General features: G+C 57.8%; 15 protein-coding genes. 1 reads left to right on the top strand and 14 read right to left on the bottom strand.

The features are described 5' to 3' along the window. Nucleotide 1: 1 nt before the first annotated feature. The 14 genes from ACR3ES_RS05045 to trpS form a co-directional block, all read right to left on the bottom strand. Complete coding sequence (locus tag ACR3ES_RS05045; protein WP_170427972.1) at nt 2-769, bottom strand: TIGR02186 family protein; 768 nt, start codon at nt 767-769, stop codon at nt 2-4. A gap of 2 nt (nt 770-771) precedes the next feature. Then, nucleotides 772-1,692, bottom strand: a complete 921-nt coding sequence (locus tag ACR3ES_RS05040; RefSeq protein ID WP_170427976.1) for a sulfite exporter TauE/SafE family protein — start codon at nt 1,690-1,692, stop codon at nt 772-774. Nucleotides 1,693-1,700: 8 nt separating this feature from the next. Beyond that, a complete protein-coding gene (locus ACR3ES_RS05035; RefSeq protein ID WP_170427979.1) occupies nt 1,701-1,910 on the bottom strand; it encodes a hypothetical protein in 210 nt (69 codons plus the stop codon). 117 nt (nt 1,911-2,027) lie between these two features. After that, nucleotides 2,028-3,038, bottom strand: coding sequence for an ABC transporter permease (locus ACR3ES_RS05030; protein WP_170427982.1), 1,011 nt, complete (start codon nt 3,036-3,038; stop codon nt 2,028-2,030). Next, nucleotides 3,038-4,132 carry an ABC transporter permease gene (locus ACR3ES_RS05025; RefSeq protein WP_170427985.1) on the bottom strand — a complete coding sequence of 365 codons (1,095 nt, stop codon included), beginning with the start codon at nt 4,130-4,132 and terminating at the stop codon, nt 3,038-3,040. The genes ACR3ES_RS05030 and ACR3ES_RS05025 overlap by 1 nt, the downstream gene beginning before the upstream one ends. 3 nt (nt 4,133-4,135) lie before the next feature. Next, nucleotides 4,136-5,665: an ABC transporter ATP-binding protein gene (locus ACR3ES_RS05020; RefSeq protein ID WP_170427987.1), complete on the bottom strand. Its 1,530-nt coding sequence runs from the start codon at nt 5,663-5,665 to the stop codon at nt 4,136-4,138. A gap of 91 nt (nt 5,666-5,756) precedes the next feature. Then, complete coding sequence (locus tag ACR3ES_RS05015) at nt 5,757-6,755, bottom strand: BMP family ABC transporter substrate-binding protein (RefSeq protein ID WP_170427990.1); 999 nt, start codon at nt 6,753-6,755, stop codon at nt 5,757-5,759. Nucleotides 6,756-6,913: 158 nt separating this feature from the next. Next, the gene (locus ACR3ES_RS05010; RefSeq protein ID WP_480634696.1) at nt 6,914-7,312 is read right to left on the bottom strand and encodes a GNAT family N-acetyltransferase; all 399 of its coding nucleotides are present in this window, start codon (nt 7,310-7,312) and stop codon (nt 6,914-6,916) included. Nucleotides 7,313-7,323: 11 nt separating this feature from the next. After that, nucleotides 7,324-7,914, bottom strand: a complete 591-nt coding sequence (tsaB, locus tag ACR3ES_RS05005) for a tRNA (adenosine(37)-N6)-threonylcarbamoyltransferase complex dimerization subunit type 1 TsaB (RefSeq protein ID WP_170427996.1) — start codon at nt 7,912-7,914, stop codon at nt 7,324-7,326. Beyond that, nucleotides 7,904-8,467, bottom strand: a complete 564-nt coding sequence (locus tag ACR3ES_RS05000) for a NifU family protein (protein ID WP_170427999.1) — start codon at nt 8,465-8,467, stop codon at nt 7,904-7,906. The genes tsaB and ACR3ES_RS05000 overlap by 11 nt, the downstream gene beginning before the upstream one ends. A 69-nt stretch (nt 8,468-8,536) precedes the next feature. Then, nucleotides 8,537-9,130: a DsbA family protein gene (locus ACR3ES_RS04995; protein WP_480424947.1), complete on the bottom strand. Its 594-nt coding sequence runs from the start codon at nt 9,128-9,130 to the stop codon at nt 8,537-8,539. Nucleotides 9,131-9,139: 9 nt separating this feature from the next. Beyond that, on the bottom strand, nt 9,140-9,595 hold the full coding sequence (locus ACR3ES_RS04990; RefSeq protein ID WP_170428004.1) for a universal stress protein: 456 nt from the start codon (nt 9,593-9,595) through the stop codon (nt 9,140-9,142). A gap of 74 nt (nt 9,596-9,669) precedes the next feature. Continuing rightward, nucleotides 9,670-10,533: a branched-chain amino acid aminotransferase gene (locus ACR3ES_RS04985; protein ID WP_170428007.1), complete on the bottom strand. Its 864-nt coding sequence runs from the start codon at nt 10,531-10,533 to the stop codon at nt 9,670-9,672. A 73-nt stretch (nt 10,534-10,606) separates the two neighbouring features. Continuing rightward, the gene (trpS, locus tag ACR3ES_RS04980) at nt 10,607-11,635 is read right to left on the bottom strand and encodes a tryptophan--tRNA ligase (protein WP_170428010.1); all 1,029 of its coding nucleotides are present in this window, start codon (nt 11,633-11,635) and stop codon (nt 10,607-10,609) included. Nucleotides 11,636-11,720: 85 nt separating this feature from the next. On the opposite strand from trpS, the gene ACR3ES_RS04975 reads away from it, so the two are divergent. Beyond that, complete coding sequence (locus tag ACR3ES_RS04975) at nt 11,721-12,407, top strand: rhomboid family intramembrane serine protease (protein ID WP_170428013.1); 687 nt, start codon at nt 11,721-11,723, stop codon at nt 12,405-12,407. The last annotated feature ends 22 nt before the right edge of the window (nt 12,408-12,429 follow it).

Here is a 12,429-nt window from a genome sequence, read left to right as displayed (position 1 = left end):
GTCACTTCTCGCGCAACAACCGGAACGCGGTCGAGGCGCCCCAGCCTGCGGAAATCGCAATCACCAATGACATCAACCCATACCAAACCGGCTGCTCGCGGGACATGTTGTACAAAAACCGTTCCAGCCCGACCTTGCGGACGTCAATTGCGGTTTCGTATTGCGATATCACATTGCCCCCCCGCGTCAGGAAAATGCGGGCGGCATAGCTTCCTTCGGTCAGATTGGCGGGCATGGCAATCGAGGTGCGAAACAGGGTTTGCTCGTCGACGGCAACGGTGTCTTCACGAATTGAATACAACTCATCCTCTTCGCGGATGCGTACAACAGCATTCGCGAAATCCTGCGCCTCGCTGATATGCATCGCTGCGCCGACCGACCGAATCGCGCGCTCGATAGAGATCCGGTAGCGCAAGTCCTCTGTGTCAGACAGGATGTCGTCCAGCGGCCCGCTAGTGGCGACCGCGTAAAAGCTGGGGGCGAGATCGATCAGAACATTATCAGTGTTGACCCAGATGCCCAGCCTGCGCGCCTTGCGCCGCACAGTCACAGGTTCCGAAGGTCCGGCAACAGTAACGATAACCTCAAGCGGAGGACCCGCGGGGATCGGGGCCTCGCGTTTGATGGCACCAAAAATGAGGATCTCGGAGCCATCGAAGTCTGCTGTGATGGCGACGCGATCCTGGCTCAGCCCCAGGACAACCTGTTCCTCAGCTGCCGCCGCAGGCAGGCAAAGCAGGCACAGTACAGAGATCAGGAGGCGCAGCACGTTCAATGACCTCCGCCGCCGCTGAGGGAATACAGTTCGGTAGGCTCTAGAAGCAGGTCGAGAGCCAGCTTGCCGCAGACTGCAAGGACCAGCGCAGCCAGTAGGACACGCAGTTGTTCCGCCGGCATTCGTGCACCGATGACCGTGCCAATCTGCGCCCCGATGACGCCACCCACCAGCAGCAGAACGGCCAGCACCACATCAACCGTGTAGTTGGTCGTAGCATGCAGCATTGTTGTAAAGGCGGTGACGAATATGATCTGAAACAGTGAGGTCCCGACGACAACCTTTGTCGGCATGCCCAGCAGGTAGATCATGGCGGGCACCATAATGAACCCGCCGCCGACACCCATAATGGCCGACAGAACCCCGACGCACAGCCCGACCAGCACTGGCGGGATTACTGAAATATAAAGGCCCGACGTGCGAAACCGCATCTTGAAGGGCATCGCATGAATCCAGCCACGCTGGCGCCGTTTGGCGGGTGTGGGTCCACCCCTTTTTGCCTTGCGCAGCGCTCTCAGGCTTTCGATGAACATCAGGGTGCCGATCACACCCAGGAACACCACGTAACAAAGCGTAACCAGCAGATCGACCTGGCCGAGGCTCTTGAGGTAGTTGAAAACGACAAGACCCAGTGCGGCGCCAATCAGGCCGCCGACCAGCAGGACAGTTCCCATCCTGAAATCAACGGTTTTTCGTCGGAAGTGAGCCAGAACACCCGAGAAGGACGAGGCGACGATCTGGTTGGCCTCAGTTGCGACCGCAACAGCGGGCGGGATGCCGATGAAAAACAGCAACGGCGTCATTAGAAACCCGCCACCAACGCCGAACATACCCGACAGGATGCCAACCATCCCGCCAAGCCCCAAAAGCAGAAAGGCATTCACTGAAACTTCGGCAATCGGAAGATAGATTTGCATAGGCGCTTCTAGACGTATTTGGCTGTGCCGCACAACGCGGCATAGCTGTTATTTGACCAATAATTCGAAAAGTGAATACGGCAGCGGCATTGCAGCTGCGCCTGTCCGGGAACGGGCACCGTTGGTTTGTATGCCCGCTTCCGAGCCATGCCAAACGTCAGGCCAACACAAACCTCTGCGCCATGAGTCTCGGCTTCTGGCAAGACCCATTTCGCCATTTTGTCTATCAGGGGATTTGCGTGCATACCCCCTTAGAGCGGTTGCAGCATATAAAATCAACTACGTATGCCGCTCTGCAGCAAACAGGATCTAAAAATGATCGCAATCTGGACTGATCAGCGTTCCTTCACATAAGGTTCGCCGCCCGCACGGGGCGGGATTGCCTTGCCAACAAACCCGGCCAGAATCACGACGGTCAGGATATAGGGAAGCGCATCCATGACCTGCACCGGTATGACTATCCCGCCTAGATCAATGTTCTGGAATCGCAAGGCGATGGCCTGTAACAGCCCAAACAGCAAACAGGCCCACATCGCATGCCAGGGCCGCCATTTTGCAAAGATCAGAGCTGCGAGTGCAATAAAGCCCCGGCCAGCCGTCATTTCCTTTACGAACCCCGCTTGTAAGGCGGTGGCAAGATACGCACCGGCGATTCCGCACAACACGCCGCAAATTGCAACCGCAGCAAATCGCAGGCCCACGACCGAGACACCTGCGGTGTCAACCGCGGCTGGATTTTCCCCGACTGCGCGCAGTCGCAGGCCGAACCGCGTCCGGAACAGAACCCACCACGTTGCAGGCACCATCAGAAAGGCGACGTACACCAGGGTCGAGTGTCCCGACAGCAGTTCGGAGTACACAAGGTGCACGACATTGGCATCGGACATCAGGTCCGAGACAGACCGCCCTGTCAGTTCGGCATCCTCTGGCCCGATTGCGTAGGGGAATTCAGCGGACTCGAAGCGTCCGCCTCCAAACAAGGATGGGGTTCGACCACCCTGTTGAAACCAACTCTGCGCCACAAGGACGGTCATTCCGGCTGCCAGGAAGTTTATGGCAACGCCCGAGATCAGTTGATTGCCACGGAATGTAATCGATGCGACCCCGTGCAGCCCCGACAATATCAACGATGAGGCCGTTCCCGCCAGCAGACCTAGCCAAACTGAACCGGTGACGGCGGCAACGGCGGCAGAAAAGAAGGCAGCCATCAGCATCTTGCCTTCGAGGCCGATATCGAAGATCCCGGCGCGTTCGGAATACAGGCCCGCCAGACACGCGAGCAACAATGGGGTCGCCAGCCGGATTGTGGAATCGAAGATCTGGATGAGTGTTACGAAAAACTCCATCACTCCGCTCCTTTTCTGAAGCCAAGGAACAGCTTCTCAAGCGGCATACGCACCATGTTGTCCAGTGCGCCGGTAAACAGGATCACCAGTGCCTGAATAACGACGATCAACTCGCGCGGGATCGACGTCCAGAGCGCCAGTTCTGCGCCGCCCTGGTACAGGAATCCAAACAGAAGGGCCGCGAGGAACACCCCAAATGGATGAGATCGGCCCATCAGCGCCACCGCAATCCCGATGAAGCCCGCGCCTTCGGTCGCGTTCAGAACCAGTCGTTCGGCCTCGCCCATGACGTTGTTGATCGCCATCATACCTGCCAGCGCACCGGAAATCAGCATCGCGACAATTGTAATGCGGACCGGAGAGATACCGGCATAGACTGCGCCGGTTTCCGAGTGGCCATAAGCCCGGATTTCATATCCCAGCCGGGTGCGCCAGATCAGTGCCCAGACCACAACGCAAGCAAGGATCGCGACGAAGAATGAGACATTTGCCGGAGCACCGCGAAAGACGACGTTTTCAGCCGTTGAGAACATGGACTGAAAGGTCGGCAGATGAACCGCCTCAGGGAACCGTGCCGTGGCCGGGTCCTGCGATCCCGAAGGGCGCATGATGTTCACAAGCATATAGTTTAGAAACGCGGCGGCGATGAAATTGAACATGATCGTAGTGATCACGATATGACTGCCGCGTTTGGCCTGCAGATAAGCCGGGATCGCGGCCCACGCGGCGCCAAACAGCGCCGCAGCCAGACCTGCTGCCACCAGAGCAATGCTCCAATGCGGCCAGTCGATGTAAAGGCACACCATGGCGACACCGAGCCCGCCCAGCATGGCCTGACCCTCGCCACCGATATTGAACATACGTGCGTGAAAAGCGACCGCGACCGCTAACCCGGTGAACATGAAATTGGTCGCGTAGTAGAGCGTATAGCCCCAGCCATAAGTCGACCCCAACGCGCCTGTCACCATCAGATTCACGGCTTCCACCGGGTTCTCACCGATCGCGAGAATAACCAGAGCCGAGAGGATCGCCGCCAATATCAGACTGATCAGAGGAATCAGGACCACATCGGCCCATTTGGGCATTTTATCCATGGTTCACGCGGCCTCTCCGGCAACTCCGGCCATCAGCAGGCCCAGTTCTTTTTCGTCTGTTTCCTGGGGCAGGCGTTCGCCCATGATATGTCCATCAAACATCACCGCGATCCGGTCAGACAGCGAGAAGATCTCCTCCAACTCAACCGACACCAATAGGATCGCCTTGCCTTGATCGCGCAGCGCGACGATCTGTTTGTGAATGAACTCGATGGCGCCGATGTCGACACCACGGGTCGGTTGCCCGACCAGCAAAAGGTCCGGGTTGCGCTCGATCTCGCGTGCGACGACGATTTTCTGCTGATTGCCGCCTGAAAAGCTCTTTGCTGCCAGCCACCCATCTGGCGGTCGTACGTCAAACTTCTCGATCTTGCGCTCGGTATCGGCACGCAGGGCGGCATTGTCCATGAATATGCCGCGCTTGTAGGCGGGATCGCGGTGATAGCCGAACGCCACGTTTTCCCATGCATGGAAGTCCATGACGAGGCCTTCACGCTGTCGATCCTCGGGCACGTGCGCAATATGCTGGGCGCGTCGGGCCTGCCCGTCCGATCCCGGACCGCTGAGCGCCAGGGGCGTACCGTTCAGCTTGATCGACCCTGTACCGGGACGCATCCCGCCCAGAACTTCCAGCAGTTCCGATTGCCCATTACCGGCAACGCCTGCGATGCCCACGATCTCGCCAGCGTGGACAGTTAGGTTGATGCCTTTAACCCGTTCGACACCCGCTTCGTCGGTCACTCGCAGGTTTTCAATTTCGAGAACAGGCTTTCCTGGTTTTGCAGGCACTTTGTCCACCTGCAACAGGACCTTGCGGCCCACCATAAGCTCCGCCAATTCCTGTGGGTTGGTCTCGGCGGTCTTGACAGTCGCGGTCATCTGACCCCGCCGCATGACCGACACGGTATCGGTCGCCTCCATGATCTCACGCAGCTTGTGAGTGATCAGGATGATAGTTTTACCTTCTTCCCGTAACCGGGCGAGTATGCGAAACAGCTGGTCCGCTTCGGCAGGGGTCAACACACCGGTCGGTTCGTCCAGGATCAGGATTTCCGCACGGCGATACAGTGCTTTGAGGATTTCGACACGCTGCTGAGCCCCAACGCCGATCTCATCAATGCGTTTGTCCGGATCGACGAACAGTTCGTACTCTTCCTCAAGCTCTTTCAGTTCCTTGCGGGCCTTGGCCAGTGAGGGTCCCAAAAGGCCACCATCCTCGGCGCCCAAAATGATGTTTTCCAGAACGGTGAAGTTCTCGACCAGCTTGAAATGCTGGAACACCATGCCGATCCCCGCGGCGATTGCGGCCTGGCTGTCCGGGATGTCGGTCTTTTGCCCGTTGATCCAGATCTCGCCCTTATCGGCTTTGTAAAAGCCATAGAGAATGCTCATCAGCGTGGATTTGCCCGCACCGTTTTCGCCGATGATGCCATGGATCGTTCCGGGGGCGACGCTGATCGAGATGTCCTTGTTTGCTTGAACCGGCCCAAAGGCTTTGGAAATCCCTTTGAGCTCAATGGCGGGGACGGTCATGTCTTGTCCTTGGGTTGCCGAAGGGGCCGCGTTTGCAAAAAGCGGCAGAGTGGAAACGGGACGGAAGGCCAAGCCTCCGTCCCGCGTAAGATCAGAACTGTAGTGCAGGGCAGCTGTCGTTCTCGTAGTAGCTGACAACGGCGACGTTGCCGTCGATGATGTCCTGACGTGCCTTGTCGACTGCGCCTTTCATGTCATCCGAGACCAGCGCGGCGTTGTTATCATCCATTGCAACGCCAACGCCCTCTTCGGCCAGCCCCATGGCGAATACGCCGGTTTCAAGGTTCTCGCCTGCGCTCATCGCGTCATAAACGGCGACGTCAACGCGTTTCAGCATCGAGGTCAGAACTTTGCCCGGATGCAGGTGGTTCTGGTTGCTGTCCACACCGATCGACAGGATGCCTTCGTCGGCTGCGGTTTGCAGAACACCAACGCCGGTGCCGCCAGCGGCTGCATAGATCACGTCAGCACCCTGGCTGATCTGCGCCTTGGTCAGTTCCGACCCCTTCACCGGGTCGTTCCAAGCCGCCGGGGTGGTGCCGGTCATGTTGGCGACCACTTCGATATCCGGATTCACAGCTTTGGCGCCTTGCGCATAGCCGCAGCCAAAGTGGCGGATCAACGGGATGTCCATACCGCCGATAAAGCCAACGGTGCCCGATTCCGACGCCATCGCCGCCATCATGCCAACCAGGTAGGAGCCTTCATGCTCGGCAAAACCGATCTGACGGATGTTTGGGGCATCCAGCCAGGTGACATCTACGGCGACGAACTTGGTGTCCGGGTAGTCACCGGCAACGGCAGACAGCGGATCAGCCATGGCAAAACCCATGGTGATGATCGGGTTGGCGCCCGCTTCGGCAAACCGGCGCAACGCCTGTTCACGCTGGGCTTCGGACTGCAGTTCGATCTCGCGATAAGTGCCGCCGGTTTCGTCGGCCCAACGTTGCGCGCCATTGTGGGCGGCTTCGTTAAAGGATTTGTCAAACTTTCCGCCCAGGTCAAAGATCAGGGCTGGCTCAGCAAGCGCCGCGCCGGCTGTCAATGCAACCGCTGCGGCCGCGCCCATCAAGGATTTCATCAGGGTCATTTGTTACTCCCGTTGGTTTTTGTCGGTTCGGAGCCAAGATAGCCCCGTTTACCCACTCAGAGCGAGCATAACCGTTGTGATGGCGGGAATTAAGGACGTTTGCAACAGGAAGGGTCAACAGTATTTTGACCATATGGTCGAAAAAATGGCATTTGCCGTCAGGGCAGGCTGCATTCCATCACAACCGCATCGCATTTGTTGCCGTTATTGCGCAAATAGTAGCTTTTGCGCAGGCCGCAGCGTCGATACCGGCAGCGCTCATACAGGCCGAGGGCGGCGTCATTGTCGGCGGCCACGTCAAGAACAGCCCGTTTTGCACCCAACCCGACGGCACGAGCGTGCCAGGCTTTCATACAGCGTAAGGCCAATCCTTGTCTTTGATACGCGGGGTGAGTCGCAATTGTCAGCAACTCCGCATCTTGTTCGATGACCCGAAACAGTGCAAAGCACCGGACATTTCCGACAACCTGTGTGACCGGATTGGCCAAAAGGTCAGCAAATTCATCGGGTGTCCATGGGCGAGACTGTGTAAACGCAGCTGCGTGTGTGGATGCCAAATCCTGCGGGGTCATCCGTCCAACAGCACGGGTGGTACGTCACTGGACGGCGCCGCATCCGCCTGCCGCAAATAGAAAGGTGCGGGGGATGTTTGCACATCTGTCCAGCGGCTCGCTGAAATTTTTGCGATAGCCCGCACGTTTGCACTTGGGTCGGCACTAAAAAACAATTTACCCAACGCGTCTGCTTCGTTCCGTGCGACGAGTTGCGGCGGGTTATCAGCGGTTTGAACGTAAACCTGATCTCGTGGTGCAGAGATGGCAGGCACCGTCCCGCGTGGCATGAGCGATCTCAGCACTTCGAAACCAGTCACACCCACGGCAGGAATCGACAGCCCAAGTGCAAGGCCGCGTGCGGCGGACACAGAAATGCGAATACCGGTAAAGTTGCCGGGGCCGGTTCCAACGCCAATCGCGTCAAGGTCTGCCCATTTGCAATCCGCTTGGATCAACAGGTCTTCCAGCAACGGCATTAGCCGCTCGGCCTGCCCGCGCGACATGGCTTCGGCGTGCACGGTGATTATGTCATCGCCGCGTAGCAAAGCGGCCGCGCAATGCGCGGCCGATGTGTCAAATGCCAGTACGGTTGTGTCAGACGGCAACGGGCCGAACCTCAGTCACCTCCGGGATGTAGTGACGCAGAAGGTTCTCGATTCCCATCTTCAGCGTCAGGGTCGAAGACGGGCAGCCTGCGCACGCGCCCTGCATGTGCAGATAGACAACGCCGCGATCGAACCCGTGGAACGTGATGTCACCGCCATCCTGAGCAACGGCAGGGCGCACACGGCTGTCAAGCAGATCCTTGATCTGATCAACGATTTCGGCATCCTCTCCGGTGTGTTCTGCATGGCCCGATGCGGGTGTGGCGTCTGCGCCCATAACAGGTTGACCGGACTGGTAATGCTCCATCACCGCGCCCAGAATTGCGGGCTTGATGTGATCCCACTGCATGTCATCCGACTTGGTCACGGTCACGAAGTCATTGCCAAAGAACACACCGGTCACACCGCTCACAGCAAAAATGCGCTGTGCCAGCGGGGACTTTTCGCCCGCCTCAGCAGTTGGGAAATCCGCTGTTCCCGCCTCAAGCACCGTCTGACCAGGCAGAAATTTCAAAGTAGCCGGGTTCGGGGTGGATTCGGTCTGAATAAACATAAGACAGCTCCGTTTATGTTGCTCTTGATATGCGGGCTGGTTCCCGGGAAGTCAAGATTTGGAACGATTCTAAATTCCCTGTGCATATTTCAGTGCGTCATCCAATCGGTCATCGCCCCAGTACAGTTCACTACCAACAATAAAACTCGGGGCCCCAAATAGGTTCGCGTCCTTGGCGCGTTTGCTTTGAACGAAAAGGGCTGCTTTGATATCTGCATCCCGCGCCCGGTCAAGCAGTTCGGTTGGCAAACCGACCCGTTCTAGGCAATCGCCAAGGACGTCAGGTTCTGAAATGTTGCGCCCATCTCCGAATTCCGCAGTGTAAACGGCTCGGGCAAAGGCTGCCCGTCGATCCTGATGCTCGACAGCCAAGGCGACACGCGCAGCCTGCAGTCCATTCTGAGGAAATGACCCAGAGGGGTTGAAGGGCAGGTCACGCGCGGCGCAGAGACGTTCCATATCGCGCCACATGTAACGGCCTTTCGCGGGATACAGGTTGAACGGCGAGGTGGTCCAGCCCTGTTCGGCAAAAATCGGTCCCAGTAGAAACGGCTCCCATTCTACTGAAACCCCTCTGGCTGCGGCGGCATCTTCGATGCGCATCGCGCTGAGATAGGAATAGGTCGATGCAAACTCGAACCAGAACTGGACCGTCGCGCCCATGCGGTGACCTCAGGTGATTTCTTCCAGCTTTTCTTTGCTCAGATCACCTGGAACAATGGTGATCGGCATGGGCAGACTGCCAGAGTTGCGGGTCAGTTGGGTCACCAGCGGACCGGGCCCCTTTTTGTCGGTTCCGGCCCCCAATACAAGCACGCCGATCTCCGGGTCGGACTGTACATGTTCGATAATCTGAGGCACAGGGTCACCTTCGCGGATCGCAAGTTCCGGTTCGATATTCTGTTTGTCGCGCATCCATTTGGCAAAGACTTCGAAATGGGCGTGAATGCGTTCACGCGCCTCTTCCCGCATGACTTCGGCAACACCGATCCAGTGGTTGAATTCGTCCGGTGGAATAACCGAAAGAACCGTAACGCCACCGCCGGTATGCGCGGCCCGCATCGCGGCGAAACGCATCGCATTCAGGCATTCGCGGCTGTCATCAAGAACAACTAGGAATTTGCGCATGGATGTCCTCTTTGGTTTCCGGGATCATGCCCGACCCAAAACCTGCTGGCAACTCAGGAGAAGCTCCGGCGCAGCTAGCGGTTACTTGCAGCCCAGTCCCAATACAGGGCGCGGGCACGTCGGGCAATTGGTCCGACCTGATATTGCGTGTCTTCGAGCGCTGTGACCGGTGTGACCTTGCTCATGTTCCCTGTCATGAAAACTTCGTCCGCTTTGTGAAAATCGTCAAAGCTCAGAACCGCCTCATGAACGGTTACACCATCCGCCCTCAAATTCTCGATATGCCTTGCGCGGGTAATCCCGGCAAGGAACGTCCCGTTGGGCGTTGGCGTGAACACCTCTCCATCCCGGACCATAAAGATGTTTGCCGTTGCGGTTTCGGCCACGTGCCCAAGGGCGTCCGCAACCAGCGCGTTCGAGAACCCCTTGGCCCGAACCTCGTGCAGCATGCGGGCGTTGTTCGGGTAGAGGCAGCCGGCCTTGGCATTTACAACAGCTGATTCCAGTACCGGTCGGCGAAACCGGGTCGTGCCCAGCGTGACCGAAGCGGTATCCGGCGCCATCGGGATTTCTTCCAGACAGATTGCAAAGCCTGTGCTGTCCTGCTGCGGCATAATCGCGGTAGAATCTCCGTCGATCCCCCAATACATGGGGCGGATATAGACAGCGGTGTCCGGTGTGTAAGCCTGCAATCCGTCCCAGACCAGTTCGACCATCTGTTCGGCCGTGATAGTCGGTGTCAGCATCAAAGCTTCGGCAGAGCGATTGACGCGGGCGCAATGCGCATAAAGATCCGGTGCCATCCCGTCAAAATAGCGCGCACCATCAAAAACCGATGAGCCCAGCCAGGCACCATGGTCCGCAGCCCGCATAATCGGGGCGTCGCTGTCGTGCCACTGACCTTCGAAATAGGTGCGGATGTTCTTACCGACTGCCATGACGCCCTCTTTCTTGCTACCGGCAAACCCTATGAGGGCGCCGGGCGCAGGTCCAGCGGATTTGTCGCTTGGTTCACAGTGGTTTGGCGCCCATCATGCCAACGATCTCATAAGTCTCTTGCAAAATGGGTGCAGCAAGTGCCCGCGCCTTTTCCGCGCCTTTGGCAAGGATCCGGTCAATCTCGGCTTCTTCACTCATCAGGCGTGTCATTTCAGATGAGATAGGTGCCAGCTTGGAGACAGCCAGATCCGCCAGCATCGGCTTGAATTCACCGAACTGTTTTCCGCCGACCTCGGCCAGCACCTGCTCTGCTGTCTGATCGCTAAGGGCGGCGTATATATTCACCAAGTTGCGCGCCTCAGGCCGGTCTTCCAGACCGTCGAGTTCCGAGGGCAGGGCATCCGGGTCCGTCTTGGCCTTACGGATCTTTTTAGCGATGGCATCGGCATCGTCGATCATATTGATCCGGGTCATGTCCGATGCGTCAGACGACGACATTTTGCGGGAACCATCACGCAGGTTCATCACACGCGGTGCGGGGCCGCCGATGACCGGTTCGGTGATCGGGAAAAAGTCAACGCCGTAGTCGTGATTGAACTTGATTGCGATGTCTCGGGTCAGTTCCAGATGCTGTTTCTGATCTTCGCCCACCGGCACATGAGTGGCATGGTAAATCAGAATGTCGGCTGCCATCAGCGTCGGATAGGCGAACAAACCCAGAGAGGCATTCTGAGCGTTCTTGCCGGCCTTGTCCTTGAACTGAGTCATCCGCTGCATCCAGCCCATGCGGGCAACACAGTTGAAGATCCAGGCAAGCTGCGTGTGTTCCGCAACCTGGCTTTGATTGAACAGTATGGATTTTTCCGGGTTTAGACCGGCAGCGATAAAGCCCGCGCAGACTTCGCGGGTTTTTTCGCGCAGACGATCCGGATCCTGCCAGACTGTGATCGCGTGCAGATCGACCATACAATAGATGGTCTCGAACTCGGGGCCCTGCATGTCCACAAACCGCTTGAGCGCACCCAGGTAGTTGCCAAGATGCAGGTTTCCCGAAGGCTTGATGCCGGAAAACACGCGCGGCGTGAATTGGGTCTCAGTCATCAAAGGGAACTCCCGTCTGGAAAAATCAGCCCCGTCGCTTACCCATGAGCCCAAGGGACGTCAACAGCCGCGAAAGGCCAGCCCAATGAGCAGTGCGCATTACACACCCCCAGTGAACCCGTTGCCGCCGGTTGTTGTGGCGCTGGCTTTGTTCATCATCGGCATTGAACTGGTGCTGACCCTCGGTACGCGCGGGCTGGTTGGTGGCCCGTCGGCGGTCGGGTGGCGCCTTGACGCGCTGCAACACTATTCCTTTTCACCCGATATCTTCGACTGGATGCTGCAAAATGGGCGCTGGCCGTTTGAACACCTGGTCCGGTTCGTCACTTACCCCTTTGTATCGGGCAGCTTCACACAAGCAATTTTTGTCTGCGTTTTTGTGCTGGCAATGGGCAAAATGGTGGCCGAGGTCTTTGGCAGCGTTCAGATGCTGGTAATCTTTGTGGTGTCCGGGATCGGCGGTGCGTTGGTTTATGCCCTGATTCTTGATCCGCGCTACCCACTGGTCGGTGGCTTTCCTCCGGTTTACGGGCTGATTGGCGCATTCACCTGGATTTTATGGCGGAAGCTCTCGCTGGTTGGTGAAAACCAGACGCGGGCCTTTTACCTGATCGCCGTCTTGATGGGTATTCAGCTTGTGTTTGGTTTGCTGTTTGGCGGAACGTCGGATTGGGTGGCCGATCTGGGCGGGTTCGCGACCGGGTTCGGCCTGTCTTTCTTTCTGGCGCCGGGCGGCTGGGCGCGAATTGTCAGCAAGTTGAGACGGGACTGACCTGTCGACCGGGCCGTTCAGG

It is taken from the genome of Ruegeria sp. B1 (assembly GCF_056535885.1).
Note: the sequence above shows the minus strand (reverse complement) of the source record. Positions and strands in the feature narration are given on the sequence as shown.